The 26,526-nt window shown below is 72.1% G+C and carries 28 protein-coding genes and 1 pseudogene; 12 read left to right on the forward strand and 17 right to left on the reverse strand.

From position 1 onward, the window contains the following. Nucleotides 1-62 precede the first annotated feature (62 nt). On the reverse strand, nucleotides 63-2,495 hold the full coding sequence (locus tag OG294_RS24165) for a serine/threonine-protein kinase (RefSeq protein ID WP_327068635.1): 2,433 nt from the start codon (nucleotides 2,493-2,495) through the stop codon (nucleotides 63-65). Between the two features lie 151 nt (nucleotides 2,496-2,646). Here OG294_RS24165 and OG294_RS24170 point away from each other — a divergent pair, with 151 nt between their 5' ends. After that, nucleotides 2,647-3,336, forward strand: coding sequence for an A24 family peptidase (locus OG294_RS24170; protein ID WP_327068636.1), 690 nt, complete (start codon nucleotides 2,647-2,649; stop codon nucleotides 3,334-3,336). A gap of 68 nt (nucleotides 3,337-3,404) precedes the next feature. Here OG294_RS24170 and OG294_RS24175 read toward each other — a convergent pair whose 3' ends face one another. Next, nucleotides 3,405-3,806, reverse strand: a complete 402-nt coding sequence (locus OG294_RS24175; protein WP_327068637.1) for a hypothetical protein — start codon at nucleotides 3,804-3,806, stop codon at nucleotides 3,405-3,407. 244 nt (nucleotides 3,807-4,050) lie between these two features. On the opposite strand from OG294_RS24175, the gene OG294_RS24180 reads away from it, so the two are divergent. Next, entirely contained in the window at nucleotides 4,051-5,301 is a 1,251-nt protein-coding gene (locus tag OG294_RS24180; protein WP_327068638.1) for a serine hydrolase domain-containing protein, read from the forward strand. Here OG294_RS24180 and OG294_RS24185 read toward each other — a convergent pair. The 4 genes from OG294_RS24185 to OG294_RS24200 are packed head-to-tail and all read right to left on the reverse strand — an operon-like array spanning nucleotide 5,292 to nucleotide 7,943. After that, nucleotides 5,292-5,810: a hypothetical protein gene (locus tag OG294_RS24185; protein WP_327068639.1), complete on the reverse strand. Its 519-nt coding sequence runs from the start codon at nucleotides 5,808-5,810 to the stop codon at nucleotides 5,292-5,294. The two genes, OG294_RS24180 and OG294_RS24185, sit on opposite strands and share 10 nt — an antisense overlap. Before the next feature lie 23 nt (nucleotides 5,811-5,833). Next, entirely contained in the window at nucleotides 5,834-7,246 is a 1,413-nt protein-coding gene (locus tag OG294_RS24190) for a WXG100 family type VII secretion target (protein ID WP_327068640.1), read from the reverse strand. Between the two features lie 17 nt (nucleotides 7,247-7,263). Next, a complete protein-coding gene (locus tag OG294_RS24195) occupies nucleotides 7,264-7,581 on the reverse strand; it encodes a DUF6317 family protein (protein ID WP_327068641.1) in 318 nt (105 codons plus the stop codon). Next, nucleotides 7,578-7,943: an SAV_915 family protein gene (locus tag OG294_RS24200; protein ID WP_327068642.1), complete on the reverse strand. Its 366-nt coding sequence runs from the start codon at nucleotides 7,941-7,943 to the stop codon at nucleotides 7,578-7,580. The genes OG294_RS24195 and OG294_RS24200 overlap by 4 nt, the downstream gene beginning before the upstream one ends. 151 nt (nucleotides 7,944-8,094) lie before the next feature. Between OG294_RS24200 and OG294_RS24205 the strand changes: the two genes are divergently transcribed. After that, on the forward strand, nucleotides 8,095-8,649 hold the full coding sequence (locus OG294_RS24205) for a Uma2 family endonuclease (protein WP_327068643.1): 555 nt from the start codon (nucleotides 8,095-8,097) through the stop codon (nucleotides 8,647-8,649). Nucleotides 8,650-8,680: 31 nt separating this feature from the next. On the opposite strand, the gene OG294_RS24210 is transcribed toward OG294_RS24205, so the two are convergent. After that, nucleotides 8,681-9,421 (reverse strand): class I SAM-dependent methyltransferase, encoded by a 741-nt coding sequence (locus tag OG294_RS24210; protein ID WP_327068644.1) that lies wholly within the window; start codon nucleotides 9,419-9,421, stop codon nucleotides 8,681-8,683. A 183-nt stretch (nucleotides 9,422-9,604) separates the two neighbouring features. Here OG294_RS24210 and OG294_RS24215 point away from each other — a divergent pair, with 183 nt between their 5' ends. Further along, the gene (locus tag OG294_RS24215) at nucleotides 9,605-10,744 is read left to right on the forward strand and encodes a M20/M25/M40 family metallo-hydrolase (protein ID WP_327068645.1); all 1,140 of its coding nucleotides are present in this window, start codon (nucleotides 9,605-9,607) and stop codon (nucleotides 10,742-10,744) included. Nucleotides 10,745-10,757: 13 nt separating this feature from the next. Here the strand turns inward: OG294_RS24215 and OG294_RS24220 are convergent, their stop codons facing one another. From OG294_RS24220 to OG294_RS24230, 3 genes are all read right to left on the reverse strand, one after another. Further along, on the reverse strand, nucleotides 10,758-11,231 hold the full coding sequence (locus OG294_RS24220) for a GNAT family N-acetyltransferase (protein ID WP_327068646.1): 474 nt from the start codon (nucleotides 11,229-11,231) through the stop codon (nucleotides 10,758-10,760). An 86-nt stretch (nucleotides 11,232-11,317) separates the two neighbouring features. Then, nucleotides 11,318-11,527: a DUF397 domain-containing protein gene (locus OG294_RS24225; protein WP_327068647.1), complete on the reverse strand. Its 210-nt coding sequence runs from the start codon at nucleotides 11,525-11,527 to the stop codon at nucleotides 11,318-11,320. Next, nucleotides 11,511-12,344 (reverse strand): helix-turn-helix domain-containing protein, encoded by an 834-nt coding sequence (locus OG294_RS24230; protein WP_327068648.1) that lies wholly within the window; start codon nucleotides 12,342-12,344, stop codon nucleotides 11,511-11,513. Before OG294_RS24230 ends, OG294_RS24225 begins: the two co-directional genes overlap by 17 nt. A 212-nt stretch (nucleotides 12,345-12,556) precedes the next feature. Between OG294_RS24230 and OG294_RS24235 the strand changes: the two genes are divergently transcribed. Next, nucleotides 12,557-12,997, forward strand: a complete 441-nt coding sequence (locus tag OG294_RS24235) for an ATP-binding protein (protein WP_327068649.1) — start codon at nucleotides 12,557-12,559, stop codon at nucleotides 12,995-12,997. 48 nt (nucleotides 12,998-13,045) lie between these two features. Continuing rightward, complete coding sequence (locus tag OG294_RS24240; protein WP_327068650.1) at nucleotides 13,046-13,453, forward strand: RICIN domain-containing protein; 408 nt, start codon at nucleotides 13,046-13,048, stop codon at nucleotides 13,451-13,453. Between the two features lie 138 nt (nucleotides 13,454-13,591). Here OG294_RS24240 and OG294_RS24245 read toward each other — a convergent pair whose 3' ends face one another. Beyond that, nucleotides 13,592-13,720: a hypothetical protein gene (locus OG294_RS24245; protein ID WP_327068651.1), complete on the reverse strand. Its 129-nt coding sequence runs from the start codon at nucleotides 13,718-13,720 to the stop codon at nucleotides 13,592-13,594. Between the two features lie 99 nt (nucleotides 13,721-13,819). On the opposite strand from OG294_RS24245, the gene OG294_RS24250 reads away from it, so the two are divergent. The 3 genes from OG294_RS24250 (at nucleotide 13,820) to OG294_RS24260 (ending at nucleotide 16,899) form a co-directional block, all read left to right on the forward strand. Continuing rightward, nucleotides 13,820-14,806: an ATP-binding cassette domain-containing protein gene (locus OG294_RS24250; RefSeq protein WP_327068652.1), complete on the forward strand. Its 987-nt coding sequence runs from the start codon at nucleotides 13,820-13,822 to the stop codon at nucleotides 14,804-14,806. Beyond that, nucleotides 14,803-15,666: an ABC transporter permease gene (locus OG294_RS24255; protein ID WP_327068653.1), complete on the forward strand. Its 864-nt coding sequence runs from the start codon at nucleotides 14,803-14,805 to the stop codon at nucleotides 15,664-15,666. Before OG294_RS24250 ends, OG294_RS24255 begins: the two co-directional genes overlap by 4 nt. A gap of 315 nt (nucleotides 15,667-15,981) precedes the next feature. Then, on the forward strand, nucleotides 15,982-16,899 hold the full coding sequence (locus OG294_RS24260; RefSeq protein ID WP_327068654.1) for a hypothetical protein: 918 nt from the start codon (nucleotides 15,982-15,984) through the stop codon (nucleotides 16,897-16,899). Between the two features lie 7 nt (nucleotides 16,900-16,906). Here OG294_RS24260 and OG294_RS24265 read toward each other — a convergent pair whose 3' ends face one another. Next, nucleotides 16,907-17,503 (reverse strand): TetR/AcrR family transcriptional regulator, encoded by a 597-nt coding sequence (locus tag OG294_RS24265; protein ID WP_327068655.1) that lies wholly within the window; start codon nucleotides 17,501-17,503, stop codon nucleotides 16,907-16,909. Between the two features lie 70 nt (nucleotides 17,504-17,573). Here OG294_RS24265 and OG294_RS24270 point away from each other — a divergent pair, with 70 nt between their 5' ends. Beyond that, a complete protein-coding gene (locus OG294_RS24270) occupies nucleotides 17,574-18,164 on the forward strand; it encodes a dihydrofolate reductase family protein (RefSeq protein ID WP_327068656.1) in 591 nt (196 codons plus the stop codon). Here OG294_RS24270 and pip read toward each other — a convergent pair whose 3' ends face one another. Together pip and OG294_RS24280 are read right to left on the reverse strand one after the other, a co-directional pair. Continuing rightward, nucleotides 18,165-19,124: a prolyl aminopeptidase gene (gene pip / locus OG294_RS24275; RefSeq protein ID WP_327068657.1), complete on the reverse strand. Its 960-nt coding sequence runs from the start codon at nucleotides 19,122-19,124 to the stop codon at nucleotides 18,165-18,167. Nucleotides 19,125-19,232: 108 nt separating this feature from the next. Next, nucleotides 19,233-20,644, reverse strand: a pseudogene (locus OG294_RS24280) (MFS transporter). Nucleotides 20,645-20,763: 119 nt separating this feature from the next. Here OG294_RS24280 and OG294_RS24285 point away from each other — a divergent pair. After that, nucleotides 20,764-21,690, forward strand: coding sequence for an aminoglycoside phosphotransferase family protein (locus tag OG294_RS24285; RefSeq protein WP_327068658.1), 927 nt, complete (start codon nucleotides 20,764-20,766; stop codon nucleotides 21,688-21,690). Here OG294_RS24285 and OG294_RS24290 read toward each other — a convergent pair. From OG294_RS24290 to OG294_RS24300, 3 genes are all read right to left on the reverse strand, one after another. Continuing rightward, nucleotides 21,650-22,792 (reverse strand): hypothetical protein, encoded by a 1,143-nt coding sequence (locus OG294_RS24290; RefSeq protein ID WP_327068659.1) that lies wholly within the window; start codon nucleotides 22,790-22,792, stop codon nucleotides 21,650-21,652. The genes OG294_RS24285 and OG294_RS24290 overlap by 41 nt on opposite strands. A 102-nt stretch (nucleotides 22,793-22,894) precedes the next feature. Then, complete coding sequence (locus tag OG294_RS24295; RefSeq protein ID WP_327068660.1) at nucleotides 22,895-23,413, reverse strand: hypothetical protein; 519 nt, start codon at nucleotides 23,411-23,413, stop codon at nucleotides 22,895-22,897. Between the two features lie 254 nt (nucleotides 23,414-23,667). Next, a complete protein-coding gene (locus OG294_RS24300) occupies nucleotides 23,668-25,281 on the reverse strand; it encodes a chitinase (RefSeq protein WP_327068661.1) in 1,614 nt (537 codons plus the stop codon). 374 nt (nucleotides 25,282-25,655) lie between these two features. Here OG294_RS24300 and OG294_RS24305 point away from each other — a divergent pair, with 374 nt between their 5' ends. Beyond that, entirely contained in the window at nucleotides 25,656-26,450 is a 795-nt protein-coding gene (locus OG294_RS24305) for an isoprenyl transferase (protein ID WP_327068662.1), read from the forward strand. Nucleotides 26,451-26,526: the final 76 nt, after the last annotated feature.

Below are 26,526 nucleotides of genomic sequence, written 5' to 3' on the forward strand. Positions count from 1 at the left end.
GTGTGCGCCCGCGCGTGTTCTTGACCACGCGGCCGGCGGTCACCCAGTGCCCGGCCCGCGCGTCACGGCACCGGCAGTGCGTAGAACGAGCGTCCCAGGGCCGCGTAGAGCAGCGCGTTCTGCGCGTCGGCGTCGAGCCGCCAGCCGGTCGCGAACCGCGAATCCGGCGCGAACACCCCGTCCACGCGCCGTCGGCGCAGATCCACCCGGTAGAGCTGATTCGACGCGCCCGGCACGAAGAGGCTGTCGTTCACCACCAGAGCGGGCTCCGCGGCGGGCGGCCCGGGCAGTGCGCAGGACCAGCGCTGGGCGCCGCTCGACGCGTCGAACGCGTACACCAGCGGCGGCCCGCAGGTGGCGAGCACCAGGCCGCGGTAGGGGGCGGGCGCCGCCCACGGCCCGCCGGCCCCCCGCGGCAGTGCGGCCTGCCACAGCTCGCTGCCGTCCGCGTTGGCCAGCGCTTGCAGGGTCGCCTCGTCCTGCCCGATCGGCAGGTAGAGCTGGTCGATCTCGGGGACCATCCAGCTGGTGCGCTTGGTCGTACTGGTCTCCGGGTCGGATGCGCTGGTCGCCGGGAACTGCCACAGCGCGCCGCCCTGCAGCGGGTCGACCAGCGTCACGTAGCCTGAGCTCGCCGCGGCGAAGACCAGTGCACCGGTCTGCGAGTGACCGAGGCAGGCGGAGTCACTGGCGAAGATCGTGCCGCTCCGGATGATCTTTTCGGAGAAGGCCCACTTGACCGCGTGGTTGCCGAGCGAGAGCGCGAACCAGGAGTACCGGGTGGGCGGGCCGCTGTCCGACAGCACCGGGCCGCCGCCGTACAGCGCGTAGTCGTTGGCCAGCACCAGCGTCTGCGGCAGGACGGTGCCGACCTGGGTGGCCAGCTGGCCCGGGGGCCAGGTGGGGGTGCCGTCGGGGTTCCGGGTGGCGTTGGCGGTGTTCCAGTTCTGGGAGCCGTCGGCGGTGTTGAAGCAGTAGATGGTGCTGCCGGCCAGCGCCAGGGTCAGCGGACCGCTCACCACGGGATCGCTGAGCGGGGCGTCGGGCGCCGTGAACGACCAGGCGACCACCCCGCTGGTGCCGCCCACGGCGATCAGCTGGCCGTCGGAGGTGTAGACCAGCATGTCGTTCGCGGGCGAGGGGGCGAACTGCGGCTGCAGGTTGTCCGTGATGTCGCTGCTGTGCACCCAGAGCCGCTGCAGTTGCCCGACGGGCGGTGCGGCGAGCGGGGTACGGCCCGGGCGGCCCAGCGCCGCCCAACTCAGCGCGCCCGCGGCCGTGGTGGCGGCGGCGCCGGCGAGCAGCGCGGTGCGGCGGGAGAGCGTGGTGGCCGGGCGCGGCGGGGTGCTCACCGGCGCGGCGGCGGGCGGCGCTCCGGGGGCGGGGTCGGGGGCTTCGGCCGCGGCGGATGCGGGGTGCTCACCGGCGGGGGAGGGGCCGGCGGTGCCCGCGCCGGGGTCCCGTTCCCCGCCGGTGTTCCGTCCCGCACCGGTGAGCACCCCGCCGAGCTGGGCCAGCGCCCGGCCGAGCCCGGATCCGGCCCGCCCGCCGGGGTGCAGGTAGCCGTCCGCCGCCTGGAGCTGGTCCGCCACGACGGCCCGGGTCGCCGCCGGCAGCCAGGTCGGCAGGTATTCGAGCGTCGCCCCGGCCTCGTCCGGCAGCAGCCGTCGGCGTACCGCCCGGGCGATCGGCCGGTCGATCGGATCGCGGGAGAGCAGGTCGCGCAGCAGCGGCCGCAGGCCGGCCGGCACCGCGCGCAGGTCCGGGCCGTGGCCGGTGAGCCGGTCGAACCGCCCGGCGAGGGTGCCCGGTCTGCTCCGGTGCGGCGGGCCGGGATGCGGGCGGTGGCCGGTGGCGGCGTAGTAGAGCACCGCGCCCAGCGCGTACAGGTCCCCGGCCGGCCCGGCCCGGAAGCCCGCCGCCGCCTCGGGGGCCAGGTAGCCCGGCGTGCCGATCACCGCGCCGGTGCGGGTCAGGGCGGGCGCCCCGGCGGCGCGGGCGATGCCGAAGTCGATCACCCGCGGCCCGGTGGCGGTCACCAGCACGTTGGCGGGCGTCAGATCGCGGTGCGCCAGCCCCGCCGCGTGGATCGCGGTGAGCGCCTCGGCCAGCCCGGCGCCCAGCCGGCGCACCGTCCGCTCCGGCAGCGCCCCGACCTGCTCCACCAGCTCGCGCAGTGCCACGCCGCGGACGAACTCGGTCGCCAGCCAAGGTGGTTCGGCCTCCGGGTCGGCCGCGAGCAGCGCCGCCACGTACGGGCTGCTGACCGCGCCGGCGGCCGTCACCTCGGCCCGGAACCGGGGCCGGTAGTCGCGCCCCCGCGCGTAGTCGGCGTCCACCACCTTGACCGCGACGGCCCGGACCGGACCCGGCCCCTCGCCCTCGCTCGGCCGCCCCAGGTAGACCCGGCCCATGCCGCCGGAACCGAGCCGGGCCAGCAGCCGGTACGGCCCGATGGCCTGCGGATCCTGCGGCCCGAGTGGCTGCAGCCCCATGCGTGTGGTCCCCCGTGCGTCCTCGGTGACGATCGGTCAGATCACTACTGTGGTGGGCGCGCGCCCCGCTGGGAAGACCAACAGCGGTGTGCGCGGGCGCAGTCCGGGCCGTCGTGATTGGCGGTGGCGTGCGCAGGGGAGGAGCACCGGCATGATCGGTCTGATCCTCGGCACGCTGGCCGGCGCCGCCGCCGCGCCGGTCCTGCGCGCCGCCGCCACCCGCCACGCGGTGCCCGCCGGCGAGCCGCCGCGCACCTGCCGCTGCGCGCGGGCCCGCCGGTGGCTGCCGCCGACCGGCCGCTGCCCGGGGTGCGCCGAGCTCTCCGGCCCGCCGCCGCTGGCCGTGGAGGTCGTCGCGGTGGGGGTGGGCCTGGCCGTCGGCACGGCGGCGAGCTGGCCGATCGGGCTGCTGCTGGCCTGGGTCGGCCTGTTCGGCGTGGTGCTCGCCTTCGTCGACGCCGCGGTGCACCGCCTGCCGGACGCGCTGACCCTGCCGCTGGCCGCCGGAACCGCCGTCCTGCTCCTCGGCACCGGCTTCCGGCACGGCGACGTCCTGCTCCGCTGCCTGCTGGCCGCCCTCGTGCTCGGCCTGGTCTACTGGTCGCTGGCCGCACTCGGCCCGATGGGCCTGGGCGACGCCAAACTCGCCCCGACCCTGGGCGCGTTGCTCGCCTGGTACGGCTGGCGCTGGGTGCTGGACGGCGCCTTCGCGGGCTTCCTGCTCGCCGCCTGCTGGGGGCTGGCCCTGCTGCTGACCCGCCGGGCCAGACCCAAGGACCCGCTGCCGTTCGGGCCGTGCATGCTGCTCGGGGCGCTGCTGACGGTGCTGGCGGCGAGCTGAGCGGCGGGCCGTCGGTGGTGCGGCGGGCCGGGGCCGGCCCGCCGCACCGGGTACGGCGTGGGTAGTGGTCAGCCGCAGTCGGTGGTGATCGAGGCCACCCGGTGGCCGTCGAGCTCGTGGTCGCCGGAACCGGCGAGCTCCTGCTCCTCGCCCGCGAACTTCGGCTGGTTGTTGAGGCGGATGACGCAGCCGAAGTCGTCGGGCACCGGGTTGCGGGCGGAGAGCGGGTGGATGGGCGGTTCGATGTCGTCCCGGTCGGGGAACTGGAAGCCCTCGTCCGTCACGTGCGCGTCCTCGGCGAAGAGCAGCCGGCCGGTCTGGTACTCCCCCTCCCAGAGGCAGAAGTAGCCCTCCTTGCACACCTGTGCCGAGGGACCGGCGTCGGCGCGGGTGGTGGCGGACGCGGCGTTGGCCGACAGGCCCACGGCGGCCACGGCGATGACGGCCAGACGGAAGCGGCGATGACGCATGGGGACTCCGTTCATCGGGGGCGCCACGGGCAGTCACCACGTGGCCACTGCATGCTATCGATGGTGTACGGAGAGTCAGGCTCCCCTGCGCGCGTTTCGGACATCGTCGCGGGCACCGGGGCGTCCCTCGGGGGTCCTCCTCAGGGGCGTTCCAGGGTTGTACCCGATACCCGGCAGGGGCGCCGCGCCGACAGGATGTACCCGTACCGAAGACCAGTTGACGCATCCTCAGTCGGAGTCCTTGATGAACACCCTCGTCCGTCGCATCGCCACCCTGAGCCTGGCCTGTTCCGCGCTGGTCGCCACCACCGCGGCGGGCGGGGCGACGGCCTTTGCGGACGCACCCGCCTCCTCGGGCGGCGCGCCGGTCTCCACGCCCGGCTTCCCCGCGCTGGACCCGGCCGCGCTCCAGGCGGCCATCGACATCCGCCCCGGCGACCAGGCGGCGGGCGCCATCGCCCGGGTCGCCGAGCCGGGCCAGCTGTGGCGCGGCGCCTCCGGCGACACCGTGACCGGCCGCAGCGTCGCGGACAACGCGCACTTCCACATCGGCAGCATCTCGAAGACCTTCGAGACCGTGGTGATCCTGCAGTTGGCGCAGGAGGGCCGGATCGACCTGGACCAGAGCGTGCAGTCGTACCTGCCCGGCCTGCTCCCGGACCGCTACGCCCCGATCACCGTCCGGGAACTGCTCAACATGACCAGCGGCCTGCCGGACGTCTTTGAGGGCGCACCGGCGCTGACCGCGGACCAGCAGATCGCCGACCACCTCCAGTACCGCACCTTCGACGACGAGATCGAGGGCACCCTGCGGCCCACCGACCGCCCCTGGCCGACCGCGCACTTCGCGCCCGGCACCGAGCAGGAGTACAACTCGCTCGGCTTCCGGATCGGCGGCGCGCTGATCGAGCACATCACCGGCAACTCGTACCGGGACGAGGTCACCAGCCGCATCCTCGACCCGCTGCACCTGGACCAGACCTCGGTGCCCGAGGACGACCCGACCATGCCCAGGCCCTACCTGCACGGCTACCTCACCAACAGCGCCGGCCAGCCCGTCGACGTCAGCGAGCAGGGCGGCGACCCGTCCAACATGATCTCCACCCCGGCCGACCTGGACCACTTCATCAGCGCACTCTTCAAGGGCCAACTGCTGCCGCCCGCCCAGCTGAACGAGATGTTCACGCTGCCCAAGGGCCCCGACGGCAAGCCCGTCCCGTACACCGACACCTTCAACTGCGCCGTCGCCGGCAAGCCCGGCCCGGCCTGCTTCGGCGCGGGCCTGATGTCCATCCCGCTGCCGAACGGCCAGACGCTGTGGGGCAAGACGGGCCACGACTACGGCTACGTCAACGGGATGTTCGCGACGCGTGACCTCTCGCTGCGCGCGGTGTTCTCGGTCTCCAGCACGGCGGTCAACAACGGCGGCCCCTCGGCGGTGTCGGACCGCCTGCTGGGCGCGGTGCTGGCCCCGGGGGCGTCGGCTCAGCGCTGAACGCCCAACTGGTCGGCCAGGTCGTCGCGGGCGATGCGTTCCGCATAGGGGGTGGGGCGCAGCGAGTCGAGGGCGAAGGTGAGGAAGATGCCGGGGGCGAGGAAGACGAACGCGAAGAAGTTGAGCACCAGCAGGATGTCGAACGGATAGGTGACGATCTTGGGTAGGCGGCGGCCCAAGCCACGGAACGGGAGCCTACGGCCGACGAAGCCCACCCAGAGGCCCTCGGCGGTAGCAAAGACGCCGAAGGCCGTCACGCCCCACCACTCTGCGCCGAAGTGTGTCGTATTGGGGTCGTCCACGAGAATCGACTTGTACATGACGAGCTGCAGGATCACCATCACCGCGGCCACGGCAAGCCAGAAGGAGCGTGTCGTCCAGTAGCGCCAGTTGCGCTGGTGCCAACTGGTCCCGTAGATAGGGATCGAGAGCACCATCACTGTCGGAGGATGGTGCTTCAGATGGACCCGTTTCCAGTCCGACGGGATGTTCTTGTCGCGCTTGGGCATGTGCCGGTCCTTGCGTGGGGGCGTCAGAAAATACCGTGCCAGAGCTTCTTGCCAAGGTCGCCCACATTCCCGGCCAGGCTGCCGAGGTCGGAGACGGTCTTGGCCGCACTGTGGCCGATGCCGTCGCCGATACCGCCCAGGACGCCGTCCTTGTGGATGTCCTCGTCCCAGTGTTCGTGGAAGAGGTTGGAGGTCAGGTCGCCGACGCCGACGCAGATCGCGCCACCCGCCACCGCACCGATCGCCACGCCGGCGACCGTAGCACCGGCGAAGCTGCCCGCCGCGATCGCGCCGCCGATGGCGGTGCCCGCAGCGGTACCGACGGCGAGACTGCCAACGTTTGCGAGAGCGTTCTCCGGCCAGGCTTCGTACCAGTGCATGCCCTTGTGCATGTCGTCCTCGGCGCCCAGGACGGTGCCGGCGGCCGCCGCCACCGCATCGAGCACTGGAATGTCGCCGCCGAACTTGAGGCCCTTGTCGAGAAGGCTGCGTTCCGCCGACGCGCCTGCCTCGTACCCGAAGGCGGTCATGAAGGTCGACAACCTGACATCCAGCTTCCGCGCCAGCGGGAACCGGCTCTCCACTTTCTCCGCCGCCGTGAGATCCGTCTGCGCACTCGCCAGCTCGACGCGTGCGTTGTGCAGGTTGTCCTTCGCATCCTGAGGCATCGCGACATTCGGATTGGGGCGCGCGTTCTTCGCCTCGACCCAGGCGGTCTTGGCCGCCGCCGCGTCCTTGCTCAGCTTCTCGACCTGCTCGTTGACCGTCTTGCTGTACGCGGACGGAACCGCCCACAGCCCCCGCAGGTAGTCGCCGACGGTGACCTTGTCGCTGGTGGTCAGCGAGCTGCCACCACTGCCGGGCGGCGCGATCTGCTGGTAGATCTGCTGCAGCTGGCCGGCCGCGTCGACCCGGGCGTCCTCGGCGAGTTGCATGCTCTGCGCCCACAACGTCGCGTACTCGCCCGCAACGGCTTCGCTGGCCGTGCCCGCGCCCGCGCCCGCGCCCGTGCCCGCGGCCTCGGCCGGGGTCGGCGGCCCGACGGTGGGCGCGGCGGCGGGTGGCTTGCCGTCGGCGCCGATGGCCACGCCCGCCTTGCGGGCCTGGTCGGCGCCGTCCTCCAGGGCCGACTCGATCGAGGCGAGGTTGACGGCCAGGGTGTCGATCACGTCGCCGGCCGAGGAGATCACGCTCTCCAGCGCCTTGGCCGCCATCGAGTCGGTGCCCCAGGCCTGTTGGAACGCCGAGGCGGCGCTCCCGGTCCAGCCGGCGTCGTGGGCGACCTTGGTCACGCTGGTGTCCAGGAAGGTGACGGCTTCGTCGATCTGCGGCGCGTAGCCGTACAGCGTCCCCGCGAGGGCGGAGAGGCCGTGGATGTCGCCTCCCACCCAGGTGTTCGCGAACGCCTTGAGCGCCGATGGCGTTTTGGCGGCCATGTCTCTCCCCCGTCCGCTCAGTTGAGCTTGGTGATCTTGCTGGGATTGCTCAGGTCGTCGTAGAGCTCCCGCACCGACACTTCGCACTTCTGGTAGTTGTCGTGTGCCGTCCGGAGCTTGTCGCCGTGGTTGCCGATGGTGCCCGCAACGGCGAGGTGCAGGCCGCCGATCGCCTCCAGCACGCACTGCAGCATCCCGTTGACGGCCTCGCTGCCGCCGTCGGGGCGGGGTGGGCCGTCGGTGGGGATGATCGCCGCGAAGCTCTGCGCCTCCCGGTGGAAGGTGTCGGACGCGCCCTGGAGGTCGTCCAGGACCACGGTGTACTGCCCGCTCATCGCATGCCCCCCTGATACCGGGCCAGGTCCGCCTCGTTCCAGCGCCAGGCCCCCTCGGCCACCACCGGGTCCAGCTCCACCTCGGTCACGCCTGCTGCCGCCATGACGGCGCGCACCGCCCGCAGTGGCGCCTGCGCCCAGGGCTGTGCCGGACCGAGCGCCGCCACCAGCAGCTCCAGCGTGCTGAAGACCGGGAGGACCTGCCGTCCGTCGGGGTAGCGGCGGACCTCGTACAGGAGCTCCCGGCGTCCCTCGCGGATGATCGGCCGGGCGGGCGCGTAGACCAGTTCGGGCAGCCAGTCGCCGACGTACGCGGGTGGCGCCACACTCCGTACCGGCTGTTCCGGGTCGGGAATCGACACGGCCTTCTCCTACCGTCGATGTCGCCGTCGGGGCCCCGCGCATCACGCGGGGTCCGGGCTGATCACCAGATAGTAGTCACCAACTCTGACAATGGGAGGGGGCGGGCTGGACATGGGGGAGCGGGAGGATGAGGGCATGGTCGAGTCCCAGATGCCTGAACGTCACGTCAAGCTGCTGGAGTACGCGCGAAGCCTGACGCCACCTTCGGGCTGGAAGATCGAGGCGTCCGGCAACCAGATCACCATCACGGTCGCGCCATCGGTGATCCATCAGCGCAGCCTGCAGATCGTCCGGGAGCAGTTCGACGCCCACCGCCCCGCGGAGCTGATGCCGAGCGAGAGCACCGACCTGGCCTCGCCGGCCGTCGGCAAGCTGCGCAACCCGGATCTCACGCACATCCCGATCGCCGTGGTCGAGAGCGGCGGCAACGAGGTGCCGGCGGAGCTGGCCGCGATCGCGGTCGAGATCGTCTCCCCGTCGAACCCGGAGAACGACCTGGTGGGCAAGGTCCGCGACTACCCGCTGATGCGCATTCCGCTCTACCTGCTGATCGACCCCCGGGAGGGCCGGATCACGCTCTACTCCGAGCCCTCCGGCGGGGTGTACCACCGGCAGTGGAACGGCAAGTTCGGCGACACCGTGCCCGTCCCGGAGCCGTTTTCCTTCGATCTCGCCACCAGCCAGCTGATCACCTACCCGAACTGACGACACGACTGCCGGGACGACCGTGCGTCCCTCACGCGCGGCAGCGCAGCATCACCAGCGGGGGATTGGCGAGGCAGTCGGCCCAGAAGTCCGCGCCGTACGTGCGCAGGCCGGCGTCGGAGACGCCCAGCGGGACCCAGGCCAGCTCACTGAATCCGGCTGCCCGCAGGCTCGCTTCATAGACCTCGCGGCGCGGGCAGGTGGATTCGAAGGAGATCGGCGGGTCGAGCAGTGCCGTGATCCGTACGCGCGGTCCCATCTCGGCCTTCTCGCCGATCAGTTCGGCGCGGAAGCCGTACTTGTCCAGGGGTGGCCCGTCGAAGCGGTAGTCGGGCGTCTGGTTGAGGAGGAAGAACTCGCCACCAGGGACGAGGCTTTGGTGCACGTGGCGGCACATCCGCTCCATGGTGGCGGCGTCCGGCGCGTAGTTGAGCAGCTGCACCGCCGTGGCGACGTCGAAGCGCCGTCCGAGCGGCGGCAGTTCGGCGATGTCGCCCACCTCGTACCGCACGCCCAGCGGATCGCGCTGCTCGAACTCCACGGCGGCGGCGACCATGACCTCGGAGATGTCGATGCCGAGCACCTCGGCGGCGCCACGCCGCTTGAACTCGCGACTGTAGAAGCCGGTGCCGGAGGCCAGGTCGAGGACCGCCTTGTCGCGCACGTCCCCGACCAAGGCCAGGAAGCCGGGCACCTCCCCGTACTGTGCCAGCGGCAGGGCCTTGAAGCCCTCGAACGCCTCACCGATCTCGTCGTACTGCTGCACACTCACGATGCTGCCCTCCCTTGTCCTGCCGGGTCGTTGGGATGCCACCCATCAAACACAGGGGGTGCGCAGCCGGGCCATGAGGGGATCGCACCGGTCGTTCGACGCGGCCGGTCCGACGGGCTGTGGGTTCTCACCAGCCCGCTCCGGTTGTCGTCGCGGCACCGCACGGTGCGCGATGATGCCGGGATGGAGATGACCAACGAGGGTGGCAGGCCGGCCGAGCTGCGTCGGCGGACCGATCGCATGGTGGAGCAGCTCGGGAGGCTGGTATCCGTCGAGACCCCGTCGGAGGACGTCGCCGCCTGCGCCGCCGGGGCGCACGCCGTCTCCCAGCTGGGCAAGGAAGTCCTGGGCGAGCCGGGCGAGTTCGTCGAGGTCGACGGCCGGACCCAGCTGCGCTGGCGGTGGCCCGCGCCTCCCGGGGGCGCCACCGTCGCCCTGATCGGGCACTTCGACACGGTCTGGCCGCTGGGCACGCTGGAGCGCTGGCCGTTCGCCGTGGACGAGGTGGCCGGCACCGCCACGGGCCCGGGCTGCTTCGACATGAAGGCCGGCATCGTTCAGCTCTTCCACGCCGTCTCGGTGCTGGACGACCGGGCGGGGGTCGAGATCCTGCTGACCTCCGACGAGGAGATCGGGTCCTACAGCAGCCGGCAGCTGATCGAGGACCTGGGCCGGCGGTCCGCCGCCGCGCTCATCCTCGAAGGCTCGGGGCGCGGCGCGCTGAAGACCGGGCGCAAGGGCACCGGCATGTACCGGCTGGAGGTGGCGGGCCGCGCCGCGCACGCGGGCCTGGAACCGGAGAAGGGAGCCAACGCCCTCACCGCGTTGGCGCACCTGCTGCTGGCCGTCGACGCCCTGGCCGGGCCCGAGTCGGGATCCACCATCACCCCGACCCTCAGCGCGGCGGGCACCGCGGGCAACACCGTCCCGGCGCACGCCTACGCCGAACTCGACGTGCGGGTCACCAGCCAGGAGGAGGCCGCCCGCATCGATGCCGCGCTGAAGGGCCTGACGACGGTGGTCCCCGGCACCTCGCTGACCGTCACCGGCGGTCCGCACCGGCCGCCGCTGCCACCCGCGTCGAGCGCGGCGCTGTTCGAGCGCGCGTGCGTCCAGGCGGGCAGGCTCGGGCTGGAGCGCCCGCGGGGCATCGTGGTCGGGGGCGCCTCCGACGGCAACTTCACCGCCGCGGTGGGGTGTCCGACACTCGACGGCCTGGGCGCGGTCGGCGACAAAGCGCACGCCGAAGGCGAGTACGTCGAGATCGCGGGCATGCCCGAACGTGCGGCGCTCCTCGCGCACTTGGTCGACGACCTGCGCTGATGTGCCGCCCTGCTCAGTGGTTGCCGCTCGGGGTCCAGCGCAGGGTCAGATCGGGCAGCTTCTCCATGGTGCCGCTGCCGTCGGTGGCGGCGACGACGGTGAAGCCGTGGCGCTCGTAGAAGGCGCGCGCGTCGGTGTTCTGCTCGAAGACGTGCAGCGAGACACCGGCGGGGCTGTGCCGCCGGACCTCGTCGAGGAGCAGGGAGCCGATGCCCTGGCGGCGGACGGCCGGGCGCAGGTAGAGGTGCTCCAGCAGGTCCCCCGCCAGGGCGGCGTAGCCGAGGACCTCCGCCCCGCGTACCGCCACCCAGGTGCGGCACTCCCTGAGCAGCACGTCCTCGGCCCACCGGGTCACCTGGTCATGGGTGCGCCGCTGCGGGGGGAGGTACGGCATGGTGGCCGCGCGGGAGGTCATGTGGACGGTGGCGATCTCCGCCGCGTCGGCGGGGCCCGCGGGGCGAATGGTGATCTTGTTGTCGTCGGTCACCCGGGGGACCGTACAAGGCCGGTCGCGGCGCAGGCCACCGGTTTTCCCAGGGATTCCCGGTTCGGCCGGTGGCAGCGGCGAGCGCGTCAGACAAGCGGGATGCGGCCTGACTTCACATCGGCGACGAAGGCGGACCAGGCCCTGGCGGGGAAGGTCAGCGCGGGGCCCTCGGGGTCCTTGCTGTCACGCACCGGGACGGAGGCGGGGAGGCCGTCGGCGACCTCGATGCAGTCGCCTCCCTGACCGTTGCTGTAGCTGCTCTTGCGCCAGGAGTAGCTGTCAGGACTCGTCGTCATTCTCGTACTCTTTCAGGTAGGTACGGATCAGATCGAGAGACTCTTTCTCGGGCAGCGCCTTTGAGCGGGCCAGGTCGAACATCTGGGTGAGTTCAACGACCTTCCTTGGCAACTCGACCGTCTCCCCGGAGGCGAAGCTCTCGACGTAGCCGATCGTAGTGCCGCCCTCCATGGTCAGCAGGGTAAGGCTGCCGCCCAGCATGGGGTGGGCTCCCTGCGAGAACGGAAGCACCTGGATCGTGACGTGGGGGATGCGGGGCTCAAGCAGCTGGCGCAGCTGCTCCCGCATGCACTTGGAGCCGCCGAGGGGTCGCTTCAGCGCAGCCTCGTCCATCATGGCCCAGAAGAACGGCGGGTCGTCCTTGGCGAAGATCCGCTTGCGCCGCATGCGGGTCTCGACGCGTGCGGTGATCTGCTCGTCGGGCTCGCCCGGGATGGAGGCGCGGAAGAGAGCACGGGCGTAGTCCTCGGTCTGCAACAGCCCGGGGACCAGACTGCTGGTGAACACCTGGATCCGGCTGGCCAGGCCCTCGCCCTCGACAAAGCTGCGGTGGTAGTCGGGCGTTGCCGTCTCCTGCGCCATCTCCAGCAGATCGGCGAAGAGCGCGTTCGTCCGGAAGTGCGCGTCCAGCGCGGCGACCAGTGCTTCCGAGGGCAGCTGTTCGCCGTGCTCCACGCGGCTCAGGTACGTGTGCGGGTATCCCACCTGCTCGGCGAGGGCTCGAAGGGACAGACCCGCGTCGTTGCGCATGCGGCGCAGCCGGCGACCGAGCATCGTACGCGGCGTCGCTTTTCCCTCGTCCTCGTGCAGCTCCATCGAACACCCTTTCAAATCAGCGTCCACCGCAGTGATTTGGTAACAGTTCGGGGGTGGTTGGAGCCTTCCCTTTCGGCCAATCTGGAAACCGCCGAAAACTGACCCCGGCGACGCCTGCCAGCGCCCCGGGGATTGGCCAACCTGGGAATCGAGAAAGCAGGTCGACGTGCTCCACAATATCGCGCACCGGTTCGGAGCCAAGGGGTTTCGCCATGCCTGATACCCCCAACGACACCTCCGAGTTGGTCGCCACCGACGCCTGCTGGCTCCCGCGCCGTGACCGTTCCCCCGCCATGGCGCGGCGCCTGCTCCGGGACCTCCTCGGTCGCGTCAAGGGAGGTGAACGCTTCCGGGAGCACGGGGAGTTGGTCCTCTCCGAGCTGGCCACGAACGCCGTCCTGCACGGCACCCGCTCCGACCAGCTGATCTGGGTCGGCCTGAGGGTCGACCCGGACCGGCTCTGGATCGCGGTGGAGGACCCGAGCAGCGCCCAGCCCCGCCTCCGCCCGACCGCTGACGGTGAGTCGGGCCGCGGCCTGTACCTGGTCGACCGCCTCTCCCTCTCCTGGGGCTGCGGCCCGCGTGAGGGCATCGGCAAGCGCGTGTGGGCGCTGGTCGGCCCGGAGGGGACGGGATCCGCCGGACAGGCCTAGGGTTGCTACGTTCCGATCGCCGGGGTCAGCACCGATAGGGGACTCCCAATGTCCGCCAAGACCACCATAGTTGTCCGGAACTACTCCGACGGCACCAGTCTCGCCGCCGGCGAGGGAGGGCGGCTGCGGAGCCGCGACTCCACGGCGAGGCCTCAGACGTGGATCCTCACCGAGGTCGACTCCTTCGGCGACGGCGTCGGCATCTGCACCTTCAGCAGTACCGCCTCCCCGGGCACGTGCCTCCAGGCTGCAGGTGTGGGCGCCGCTGTGACGCATGAGGCAGGCGACGGTGAGAGCTCCGCGCAGCTCTGGGTCGTCGAACCCGGCGGGGAGACCACTATCGGCGCGGTGGGCAGTCGCGGTGCGGTCTTGCAGGGGAACGGACCCGACGCGCCCGTGACGCTGGTGCGGGCCAAGGGCACGCTCAACCAGAGGTGGATCCTGCACGCCGAGTGAGCCACCCCGGGCACGCCGAGTGAGCCACCCCAGGCACTCCGCGCAGGGTGGCCACGGCGATGATGCCGCGTCGGACAGTCGTCGTCCGGTGATGAGTGCGTGCCGGGCGGCTCCTCCTGGAGCCGCCCGACGCCCAGCTCAGATCTGCTCGACCGCGATGCGCGCATCGCACAGCAGGCGCAGGTCGTCGGTGTCGCTGGTCACCACCGTCACGTCGCCGTGTTCGAGGTGTGCGGTGGGTCGTTCCCCTGACAGAGCCCTCCCCATCCGTATCAGCGGTCTGTCAGCGGTCGCTCCAGCGCCTATCAGCGCCCCCGGCGAGAGTCGTCCTGTCAGCAGGGAACGACCACCGAACAGGCGGACACGATGACCCAGTCACACCACACGAACCGGCTCGCGATCGAGGCCACCGGCCTGCGCAAGGCGTACGGCGAGAAGAAGGTCCTCGACGGGATCGACCTGCGCGTCCCGGCCGGAACGATCTTCTCCCTGCTCGGGCCGAACGGCGCCGGCAAGACGACCACCGTGCAGATCCTGACCTCGCTGATCGCGGCGGACGCCGGGCAGGTGCGGATCGCGGGGTACGACCTGGCCCGGCAGCCCGACGCGGTGCGGGCGGCGATCGGGGTCACCGGGCAGTTCTCGGCGGTGGACAAGCTCCTCACCGCGGAGGAGAACCTGCTGCTGATGGCGGACCTGCGGCACCTGGGCAAGCGGGAGGGCCGGCGCCGGGCGGCCGAACTCCTCGAGGGCTTCGACCTGGTGGACGTGGCCAGGAAGCCGGCGGCGACCTTCTCGGGCGGGATGCTGCGGCGGGTGGACCTGGCGATGACGCTGGTGGGCAACCCGCAGGTGATCTTCCTGGACGAGCCGACCACCGGGCTGGACCCGCGCAGCCGCCGCTCGATGTGGCAGATCATCCGCGACCTCGTGGCGGGCGGCACCACGATCTTCCTGACCACGCAGTACCTGGAGGAGGCCGACCAACTCGCCGACCGCATCGCGGTGCTGGACGGCGGGCGGCTGGTGGCGGAGGGCACCGCGCACGAGCTCAAGCGGCTGGTCCCGGGCGGCCACATCAGCCTGGCCTTCACCGACCCCGCCGCCTACCAGCGGGCCGCCCGCTCCCTCGGCGAGGTGACCGCCGACCAGGACGCGCTCACCCTGCAGGTCCCCAGCGACGGCGGCGTGCGCTCCCTGCGCTCGCTGATGGACCGGCTGGACGCCGAGGCGATCGAGGTCGGCGGGCTGACCGTGCACACCCCGGACCTGGACGACGTCTTCCTCGCCCTCACCGGCCGCCCGGCCACCCCCGCCGACCGGCCCGCCCCGGCGCTGGAGGGCGCCCGATGAGCGCCACCACCGCCGCCGCGACCACCACCACGACCGATCCGATGGGCAGGAACTCCATGAGCACCAGCGTCAGCGCCCCCATGTCCCCCGCCGCGCGCCCCCAGGCCCTGCGCGACTCCTCCACCATGCTGCGGCGCAAGCTGAAGCACGCGCTGCGCTACCCGGGACTGACGCTCGGCTCGCTGATGGTGCCGGTCATCTTCCTGCTGCTCTTCGTCTACGTGCTGGGCGGCACGCTCGCCGACGGGATCGGGCACGGCAGCGACTACATCGACTACCTGGCCCCCGGCATCATCCTGATGACGGTGACCTCCGCCTCGATGAGCACGGCGGTGGCGGTCTGCACCGACCTGACCGAGGGCATCGTGGCCCGCTTCCGGACGATGGCGATCTCCAGGGCCTCGATCCTGGTCGGCCACGTGGTGGGCAGCGTGATCCAGACGATGGTCACAGTCGCGATCGTCATCGGGCTCGCGGTGGCGATGGGCTTCCGGCCCACCGCGGACGTCGCCCACTGGCTGGCGGCGATCGGGCTGATCGGCCTGCTGACGGTGGCGGTGACCTGGCTGGCGGTGGCGCTGGGCACGCTGAGCAAGAGCCCCGAGGGCGCCAGCAACATCGTGATGCCGCTCGCGCTGCTGCCCTTCCTCGGCAGCGCGTTCGTGCCCACCGGTTCGATGACGCCGTGGCTGCGCTGGTTCGCCCAGAACCAGCCCTTCACCCCGATCATCGAGACCATCCGCGGCCTGCTGCTCGGCACCCCGATCGGCCACGACGGGTTCACCGCCGTCGCCTGGTGCGTCGGGATCAGCGTGGCGGCCTACGTCTGGGCCGTGAAGCTCTTCAACCGCCGGGCCTGATCCGCACGAAGCACAGCACAGCACAGCACCGCACCGCACAGCACCACACAGCACCGCAACGCGCCGCCTCGGTGAGAACCCACCGAGCGCGGCGCGCGCTGCTGTCTGTCGTCGTCGGAAGAGGCACGGGCAAAGTCGAAGCGCCACGATCAAATTGACGAACTATCAGTCACTTTGATTCAAACGCTTGATTCGGTGATCACACCGATTTTCACCGTGCTACGTTTCCGGAAAACCCACAACTTCATCAAGAACAGGAACGACCCCGGCGGTGCAGGAACACCCCGGGGTCCGACACCAGGAGTTAGCCCTCCGATGCACATCCATCGTAGCGCGCAGGCGCGCTCTTTCACCGTGCTTTCCAACAGAGTCCTCCAGGATCGCCAACTCAGCTTCACGGCCCGGGGTCTCCTCGCGGACCTTCTCTCCCGCCCCGACGGCTGGCGCGAGGACGGGCGGCAGATGGCCGACTCCAGTCCGCAGGGGCGCGGTGCGATCCGCCGGGCCCTGGGCGAGTTGACCAGGGCCGGGTACTACCGCGTCGACCTGGTCCGGATGCCCGACGGCACGCTCCGCTCCGAGGTGCACGTCTTCGACACCCCGCAGCTCCCGCAGCAGCAGTGGACGCCACCGAGTGCCGCCCCTCCGGGATCCGGTGAGGTGGAGGCCGGTCCCCCTGACGGCCATAAGACAAAGTACCCAGAGAAAGAACCCACCCTCCCGGGCCCCGGGCCTGCCGGGCCTGCCGGGCCTGCCGGGCCTGCCGGGCCGGCCGAGCCCGACGAGCAGACCCGAGCCGCCGTCGACGCGCTCTACCGGGCGATCCGCCCGGAGCCGCAGCTGCGCATCGGCGAGGCCGAAGCCCGCGTGCTTGCTCCACTGGTGATCCCGTGGCTGGAGCGCGGCAGCACCGTCACCGACCTGGCGCGCGCCCTGTGCTGCAAGCTGCCTGCGCCCGTCCACTCCCCGGTGGCCTTCCTTCGCAGCCGCCTCGAACGCAAGCTGCCCCCGGCCGCCCCGCCCCCCGAACCGCCGCCAGCGCCGCGCTACGCCGAGTGCGCCAGGTGCCACGACCCCGTCCCACGCCCGGGCATCTGCCGCTCCTGCGCGGGCCTGGGCGCCCGCCCGGTCGCGGTCGGCGGCGGTGCGGCGGCCACCGCCCGGTGCGCCGGTCTGGCCCGCCGGGCCCTGCGCGACGCCCGGGAGCAGGCCCTTGCCGGGCAGTCGGGTTAGGCCTGGGTCAGGACCTGTCCTCGCGCCCGTCCGCCGTCACGATGCGCTCGACCGCCGCTGTCACCAGCTGCTCCCGCTCGGCCTCGGTGAACACGTCCGGCAGCGTGAGCTGTTCGACGATCAGCCAGTTCAGCGCCAGGTGCAGCAGCTTGACGGCCATGGCGTCGCCCGGCAGGCCGGAGGCCCGGTGGTAGGCGAGGTTGGCGTCGAGGTCGGCGCGGACCCGCTCGGTGAGCACCTCGCGCAGCTCGGGCCGTCGGGTGGCCTCCAGGCGGAGTTCGAGGAGCGCCAGGTAGCCGGTGCGGAATCCGGCGACGCGGCCGACGAGTTCGCGCATCAGCACCGCGTAGGTCTCCCGGTCGCGGCCGGCCGACTGCTGGCGGGTGAGGGTGGCGTCGTCCGGCTGGAGGCGCTCGTAGACGCGGGCGCCGGCCTGGGTGAGCAGGTCGTCGCGGTTGGCGAAGTAGTTGGAGGCGGTCCCGGCGGGTACGGCGGCCTCGGCGTCCACCGCCCGGAAGGTCAGACCACGGGCGCCCTCCCGGGCCAGCACCTCGATCGCGGCGTCGACGAGTGCGGTGCGCCGTTGGTCGTTTCGTCTCACCATTGAAACCACTCCAGGCGTAGTACTATGTATGTAGTCACTTCAGGCAGAGTACTGCGGATGGAGTTGTTCATTGCGCAAGCTCGCGTACTACGTCGCCGTCACGCTCGACGGCCGCATCGCCGGCCCCGGCGGTGAGTACGACTTCTTCCCGGCCGGCGACGAGCAGCAGACCGCCGCCTACCAGTCCTGGACCACCTCGCTCTACCCCGAGACCGTGCCGACCGCCGTGCGCCCCGCGCTCGGGCTCGACCGCGCGCCCAACCGCCGCTTCGACACCGTCCTCATGGGCCTGGGCAGTTACCGCCCCGCGCTGGACGCCGGGATCACCAGCCCGTACGCGCACCTGCGCCAGTACGTGGTCTCCAGCACCCTCGCCCCGGACACCGACCCGGCCGTCACCGTCGTTCCGAGCGACCCGCTGGCCCTGGTCCGCGCGCTCAAGCGGGAGGCCTCCGAGCTGGACATCTGGCTCTGCGGTGGCGGCAAGCTCGCCGGCGCCCTGCAGCCCGAGATCGACGAGCTGCTGCTCAAGAGCTACCCGGTGGTGGCCGGCGCCGGCGTCCCGCTCTTCGACGGCGCGTTCGACCCCACCGCCTTCACGGTCGCCGAACGCACCGCCTTCCCCAACGGGGTCACCCTCACCCGCCTGACGCGGCACTAGCTACCGCTTGGCGAACCGGGCGACGGCAGCCATGACCACCTCGGTCATGGTGTCGCTGCCCGTGTGGCCCGAGTCGTCGATCACCGTCAACTCCGCGCCGGGCCAGGCCTTGGCCAGCTCCCAGGGGGCCTTGAGCGGGCAGCCCAGGTCGAGCCGGCCCTGCACCAGCACCCCCGGGATACCGGCCAGCCGGTGGGCGTCGCGCACCAGTTGGCCCTCCTCCAGCCAGGAGCCGTGGGACCAGTAGTGGGCGCAGAGCCGGGCCAGGGCCACCAGCGCCTCGTCGGACCGGTTGCTGTAGGCGCCCGGGTGGCCCTGCGACTCGTGGGCGATCACCGCGTCCTCCCAGGTGCACCAGTCGTGTGCCGCCTTCAGACGGACGGCCTCGTCCGGGCTGTTCAGCAGCCGGCTGTAGGCCGCCAGCAGGTCGCCGTCCCGCTCCGCGGCGGGCAGGGCGTCGCGGAACGCCTCCCAGGGGCCGGGGAGCAGCCGGCTCAGGCCGTTGTAGAGCCAGTCGATCTCGTCCCGGCTGGCCAGCGAGGCGCTGATGAGGATGATCTCGGTCACCCGCTCGGGGTACTTCTCGGCGTAGGCCACGATCAGCGTCGGGCCCCAGGAGCCGCCGAACAGCATCCAGCGCTCGATGCCCAGGTGCTCGCGCAGGCGCTCCATGTCGGCGACGAGGTGGTGGGTGGTGTTGTGTTCCAGGCTGGTGGCCGGGTCGGCGGCGTGCGGCAGGCTGTCGCCGCAGCCGCGCTGGTCGTACCGGATGATCCGGAAGACCTCGGGATCGAAGCTCGACCGGCGGCCCTTGCCCCGGCCGCCGCCAGGGCCGCCGTGCACGATCAGCACGGGTTTCCCCACGGGGTTGCCGAAGGCCTCCCAGTAGATCTGGTTGTCGTCGCCGACATCGAGCAGGCCGTGATCGTACGGTTCGGACACGGTGAACAGTTCCGTCATGGCGATTCCTTCGGGAAGGCACGAAGAGCGAACGCGCCAGAATAGTCGGCGTGTTGAGGCCGCGCACCTGATTTCCGCCCGGCCGGTCCGGTCCCTGCCGCGGACCCCTCAGGCGGTCCGGGTCCGCCCCGCCAGCAGCGCGGCCAGCAGGCTCGGCACCAGCAGCAGCGCGAACACCGTGCCGTAGCCGGCCAGTCCGGCCCCGTGCGAGCCCGAGCAGGCGTTGAACACGGCCGAGGCGATCCCCAACACCCCGACCTGGCCCAGGTTCTGGGCGGTCTGCATGGCGCTGCTCGCACAGCCCTGCCGGTCCGGCGGGCTGTGCGAGAGCGAGAGCAGCGTGACGGACGGCGCGAGCAGTCCCATCCCCAGGGCCGCCACGACGATCGCCGCCGCCGCGGTGAGCGCGGGCAGCGCGGGCAGCGTCCCGGCGATCCCGAGCCCGGCGGCCAGCGCCAGCACCAGGGCGCCGACGGCCACGAGTTGCTGGCGCGGGCGGTCGGCCAGCGGTGGCTCTGCACCCAGGAGGAGGCCGCCCAGGCCACGGCGGCACCGGTGAACGCCAGGCCGGTCACCGCGGTCGGCACCCGCCGGGCGGTGTCCAGCAGCAGCGGCACGAAGGCCTCCAGCGTGAAGTAGGACCCCGAACCCAGGCCGCGCAGCAGCACTGTGACGGGCAGACCGCGCGCCGCCCGCCAGGTGCCCGGCGGCAGCAGCCGCGGCGTGAACGCCACCAGCAGGCCGAGCGCGAGGAGCAGGCAGAGCAGGTGCGCCGCGTCCCACCCGGCCACCGCCCACTGCCCGAGCGCCGCGCCCACGCTCACCGCCAGTGCCACCAACAGCCCCGGGCGCGGCGGGCGTTCGCCCGCGGACGTGCGCACCGGCGCGGGTGCCGGGGTGGCGGTGCGCCGCAGCAGCACGATCACCGCCAGCGCCGGGAGCGCGGTCAGCGCGGCCAGCCCGAAGAAGACCACCCGCCAGGACCACCAGGCGGCCACCAGCCCGGCCACCGGCGGACCGGCCAGCGACGGGATGATCCAGCTGGTGCTCATCAACGACAGCACCCGCGGGCGCAGGTGGTCGGGATAGGCCTGGCCGATCGCGGTGTTGACGGACACCGCCACCATCCCGGCCGCCAGCCCGTCCAGGAACCGCCCGGCGGCCAGCTGCCAGATCGTGGTGCTGGTGGCCGAGACCAGCAGGGTGACCACCGCCAGCGCGGTGCCCGCCGCCAGCGGACGGCGCGCCCCGGCCCGGTCCGCCCAACTGCCGCCCAGCACTCCGCCCAGCAGGCTCGCGGCCACGAAGCAGCCCGCCACCAGCGGGTAGCGGCCCACGCCGTGCAGGTCGCGGGCGGCCACCGGCAGGGTGGGCAGCACGGCGAGCGCGGCGAAACCGGTCAGGAACATCACCGCGGTGAAGCTCACGGTCACGGCGGCGTAGGTCCGGGAGAACAGGCCCTCCGGGGTGACCGCTGTCCGTACCGCTGGGGGATCGGCGACCGGAGCAGGTCCGGTCATCGTGGGATCATCAGTCACGAACGCACAAGCTAGGCAACGGCACTGACCGTCGGCCACTCATTTTCAGCAGGTGGGAATCCGGTTGACGACCGCCGCCCGCCCCGGTTGCATCGACACCCATGACCGCGCCCAAGCTGCACCCCGCCGAGCCGGACACCGGCGCGCCCCTGGTACGCGCCCTGCTCGCCGCCCAGTTCCCGCAGTGGGCGGGCCTGCCCGTGACGCCGCTCGACTCCGCGGGCACCTCCAACGCCGTCTTCCGGCTCGGCGCGGACCGGCTCGTCCGGCTGCCCCGGACCGCCGGAGCCGTCGCGGACGTGGCGAAGGAGCACCGCTGGCTGCCGTACTTCGCCCCCCGGCTGCCGGTCGCCGTCCCCGTCCCGCTGGGCCTGGGCGTGCCGGGGCAGGGGTACCCGTGGCCCTGGTCGGTCCACAGCTGGCTGGACGGCGAGCCGGCAGCGCTCGAATGCGCTGAACCCGAGTCCCTCGCCGTGGAGTTGGCGCGGTTCATCGGGGCGCTGCACCGGATCGACCCGGCCGGCGGTCCGCCCGCCTACCGCAGCGAGCCGCTGGCGGCCCGCGACGCGCGGACCCGCGCCACACTCGCGGACCTCGCCGCCACCGAGCCCGGCACCATCGACACCGGGGCCGCCGAGGCCGCCGGAGCCGTCTGGGCGGCGGGCCTGCGCGCCCCCGCCCACCCAGGCCCGGCCGTCTGGATCCACGCCGACCTGCAGCCGGGCAACGTGCTGACCAGCGGCGGCCGGCTCAGCGCCGTGATCGACTTCGGCTGCCTGGGCCTGGGCGACCCCGCCGTCGACCACCTCGCGGCCTGGTACCTGCTGCCCGCCGCCGCCCACCCCGCCTTCCGCGCCGCACTGCCCCCGGACCACACCGATGACGCCTGCTGGGCCCGCGGCCGTGCCTGGGCCCTGTCCACCGCCCTCGGCGAGCTCCACTACTACCGCGACACCCGCCCGGCGATGGCCGACACCGCCCGCCAGGTCATCCGCCGGGTGCTCGGGTCGTTCCAGACCCGCCGCTGAGCGACCTCCGGCCGAGATCGCGCAGCGGCAGGTCCAGGCCGATGCGCCCGCAGTACCAGCGCCAGAGCTCCTCGACCTCGGGCACGGAGAGCTGCACCTCGCCCGACAGCAGCAGCCCCTGGCGGCCCGCGCAGCTCGCGACCTGCTGATGGAGCAGCCGTGCGCTGCGCCGGTCGGTGATCTCGACGGGCTCGCGCCGTCCGCCGGGACCGGGGAGAAGGACCGCCGCCGCCATGCGGCCCCCGCCGGAGGCGCCGCCGCTCAGCCGCACGTCAGCCGGTCGGAGGGCGACCACCTCGCGCACCGGCCGCCCGGTGTCGTGGATCAGCCGGAAGAGCAGCTGGTCCCGGATCGCGCGGCGCGGGATGGCCGCCAACACGCGGTCGGCGTCCGAGCGCTGCCGCAGGTGCAGCCACCGTCGCAGACCTCCGGCCGCCGTGGCGAGGGCGCCCCCGGAGAACAGGCCAAGGCCGGGCAGGGTGCTGAACAGCCAGTGCAGGCCCTGCGAAAGGGTGTACGGCAAAGTGCGCCGGACCGTGACATCGAGGTCGACCGGCACCGTCGACAGGACGGTGTCCGAGTCGCCCAGATAGGTCTCCACGGCGAGGTGCAGGTGCGCGTCGCCGACCTGGTCCGCGTGGACGGAGAAGCTCCAGACTCCCGCGTTGCCCTGGCCGACGATGGTCTTGCGGCTGCTGTCCTGCGGCTTGCAGGTCAGGGGTTGCGAGCAGTCCAGCGTCACCGTGAGGTCGCTCCCGGTCGGCACGTCGCCGGGCGCGCCGACGGTGCCGCCGGGCGGCGTGGTCGGACGGGTGGACCTCTTCCCCATGTCGGTGACGGCCACCTCGAACTCGACCTCGGCGTTCGGGCTCAGCGTCTTCATGGCGGTGTACGACAGGGCTCCCAGATCAAGTTCCTGCTGGGCCTGCTGAACACCCTGCGCATACTGCGCCAGGTTCACCGTTGGCCCCGGCGTCGTGCCGTTGCCGTTGCCGCGGTCGTCCTCGCCGCAACCCGCCGTCATCGTGGCGATCGTCAGTCCGATGAGGGCCGCGGCTAATCGCCTGACGAGTCGCAGCCGCACCTGCTGTGTCCGATCCACCGTCGGCCCCCTCATCGCCGTCCGTCCCCGCCCTGCGAACCTTAGTTACTGTTGGCACGTCAGTTCGCCTTGTTCCAAGGCACGGTCGGCAGCGGGTGCCGGTCAGCCCCGCTTCGTCAGGCTGACCGCACCGGTGGCCGCCTGCCAGCGTCCGATGATCGCGTCCGCGGCCCGCATGAACTCCTCGCCGCCCGCATCGGAGAGCGGAGCGGGCAGGGTGAGCGCCTTCCCGTTCGTCAGCCGCACCCTGACCCGGTACGACTTGCTGCCGAAGTAGGTGCTGGTCGGCTTCGCCACCTGGATGTCCTCGATCCGCTCCCAGGGCACTGAGCGCCACCGCAGCGGCATCCAGGTGCGCAGGCCGGCGGCGGTGCTGATGGTGCGCGCCAGCACGAAGTTGACGCCGAGGGGCACGATCAGCAGCAGGGACATCCCCGTCGAGAGCACCTTGGCACTGCGCGCGTGCGGCCCGTGCCGCCCCTCGCGCCAGTGCTCCAGGAAGACGGCCCAGCCGTCGAGGAAGCTCACCAGGCAGAGCGAGGTGACGCCCCAGCCCGCGCAGACGCCCACGGCGAGCCAGCCCAGCAGTCGGCCCTCGGGCCGGTATTCGATCTTCTCCACCAATTCATCATATTTTGTCCACGGGACTGGTCGGTGTCCGGCCGAGGCCCGGCCCCTTGATCCTCGTGCCACCCGGGACGGCTGGCTGGGGGCCCACCGCCACTCCCGCCGCCGACCGGTGAGCCGGGCGGGCAGCCGGGCGCGAACGAAGCGGGGCCCGCCACACCTGCTCGGTGTGACGGGCCCCGCCCCGCGCTGTGGCCCCTCCCCGAGGAGGCCTCAGCGCCGGAGAGTTGGCCGGTGGTCGTCGGGCGTCACGCCATGCCGTGCACGTGGTTGCCGACGTTGGTGGAGAAGTCGTTGCCGTTCTTGGCGTCCCAGTTGGTCGACCAGGCCATCGCGCCGCGGATGGTGGGCCACTTGGCCGGCGGGACGAAGCTGCCGCAGTTGGTGCCGGTGGCCAGGCAGTCCAGCGCGTTGTTCACCACGGTCGAGTTGACGTAGCCGCCGCCCGCCGCCTGGCTGGAGGCCGGGACGCCCACGCCGACCTGCGCCGGGCTCAGGCCGCCCTGGATGTAGCTGCAGACCTGGCTGGTGATGAAGTCCTCGGTGCCCTGGTTGTAGACGCTGCCGTTGCAGCCGGGCATGCCGCCGGAGTTGTAGAACTGGGTGTTGACGACGGTCAGGATGTCCTTGACGTTCAGCGCCAGCTGGAAGTAGCCGCTGGTGGTGGTGTACATGTCCATCGTCTGCGGGGCCATGGTCAGGATGAAGCCGCTGCCGACCTTGCTCGCCAGGCTGTGCAGGCCCTGCGCCATGTAGGTCGGGTTGATCCCGTTCTCCAGGTCGATGTCGATCCCGTCGAACCCGTACTGCTGGATCAGCGCGTAGGCGCTGTTGGCGAAGTTGGTCGCGGAGGCCGCGTCGCCGACGGTGATCGCGCCGTTCTGACCGCCGACCGAGAGGACGACCTTCTTGCCGGCCGCGTGCTTGGCGGCGATGTCGGCCTTGAACTGGGCCGCGGTGTAGCCGCCGAGGTTGGTGGCGAGGGTCGGGTCGATCGCGAAGGTGATCCCGCCGGGGGTGGTCGGGTCGGCGTTGGCGAACGAGACCGCGGTGATGTCGTAGTTGCTCTGGACGTCGGCGAGCTTCTGGTCGGTCGCGCCGTTGTCGAAGTCCTGCCAGTAGCCGGTGATGACGTGCTTGGGCAGGCTGCCACCCGACGGGGGAGTCGGGGTGGGCGTCGGGGTGGGAGTGGGGGTCGGCGTGGGCGTCGGGGTCGGGGTCGGCGTGGGAGTGGGAGTCGGCGTCGGCGTCGGCGTGGGAGTGGGCGTGGGAGTGGGAGTCGGCGGGGGCGTGGGCGTCGGCGTGGGGGTAGGCGTAGGCGTCCCCGACCCGCCCGGCCCCGTCAGCGTGATGTCGTCCGCGCCGTACGCCGGCTGCCCGTACCACCCGTGCACGTACACCGTCAGGCTCGTGGTGTTCGCCCCGGTCGTGAAGGTGCTGCTGAGCTGGTTCCAGCCGCTCTGGCTCGACCAGCTGCTCGGGTCGCCGGCGGCACCCGTGCCGCTCGCGCCCAGGTACACGTACGACCCCTGCACCCACCCGGCCAGCGTGTAGCTGGAGTTCGGCTGCACCGAGACGGTCTGGCTGCACTGCGCGGTGTCCGAGCCGCTGGGCGTCGCCTGCAGCGCGCCGGCGCCGCTGTGGACGGGGGAGGAGACGACGCTCGCCCCGCTGGTGCAGGTCCAGCCGGCCAGGCCGGACTCGAAGCCGCCGTTGACGACCAGGTTGCCCACCGCCGCGCTGGCGCCACCGGCGAAGACCGCCAGGCCGGTGCCGGCCAGGGCGAGCGCGGTGGTGCCGGCGGCGAGCGCGGGCAGCGCCCGGCGGCGTCGGCGGTGGGTGGGGAGGACCGTACGGGCCATGACGAACTCTCCTGTGGGGCGGAGAGGGACCGCCGCGGTGGGGGTCGCGGCGGCCCCGCGTGGGGGAGGGAGGGAACCGCTCGAAGAGGGGGAGACCAGGCAGTTGAACCCGCAACCGCTTGTCGAACAAGCTGGACTAGACCAATGGCACGCGTCAAGGAGTCGACCCCCTGCTTACGCATTCTTTAAGGAATCGGAGACCTCGCCGTGTCCGCCTCGGAACGTGACCGTCACCACAGTGTCCGCATACCTCCATGTCCCAGCCGACCTGCGGCTTTCCTCCTCCTCATCGAGCGGGAGTACGCTGCTCCAGGACCCGTGGCAGCCAGGGCCGGTCGGGGACAAAAGGGGTCAAGCTCGGAGGGGCTGAACGTATGGGTCTGCGCGATCTCGTCGACCGCACACCAGGTCTGCGTACCGTCCTCGGCGGCATGTACCGCCTCTACGGCCAGCGGGTGGAGGCCCACCTCGGCCGCACCCCGCACCACGTCGGCGTGATCATGGACGGCAACCGCCGCTGGGCCAAGGCCGCCGGCGGCACCACGGTCTTCGGCCACCAGCGCGGCGCCGACAAGATCGCCGAGTTCCTCGGCTGGTGCGACGAGACCAACATCGAGGTCGTCACCCTCTGGATGCTCTCCACCGACAACCTCAACCGCCCGCCCGAGGAGCTGGTGCCGCTGCTGGGCATCATCGAGGACGCGGTGACCGGGCTGGCCGAGGCCAAGCGGTACAAGGTCAACCCGATCGGCACCCTGGACCTGCTGCCCGGCAGGACGGCCGAGATCCTGAAGAACGCGGCCGCCGCCACCGAGCACCTCGAAGGCATCACGGTCAACGTCGCCGTCGGCTACGGCGGCCGGCACGAGATCGCCGACGCGGTCCGCTCGCTGCTCCAGGAGCACGCCGACCGGGGCACCACGATCGAGGAACTGGTCGAGATCCTGGACGTCGAGCACATCGCCGAGCGCCTCTACACCAAGGGCCAGCCGGACCCGGACCTGGTGATCAGGACCTCCGGCGAGCAGCGGCTGTCCGGCTTCCTGCTCTGGCAGAGCGCGCACAGCGAGTTCTACTTCTGCGAGGCGTACTGGCCGGCCTTCCGCAAAGTCGACTTCCTGCGCGCCCTGCGCGCGTACGAACAGCGCCACCGCCGCTACGGCGGCTGACCCGCGCGCCAGGACGGTCCGGAACCCCACCCGTCCCTCCAGCCACGCCCAACAGCTCGTCAATAGCGCGTGACCA

The sequence above is a fragment of the Kitasatospora sp. NBC_01302 genome (assembly GCF_035976515.1).
Taxonomy (GTDB): Bacteria; Actinomycetota; Actinomycetes; order Streptomycetales; family Streptomycetaceae; genus Kitasatospora.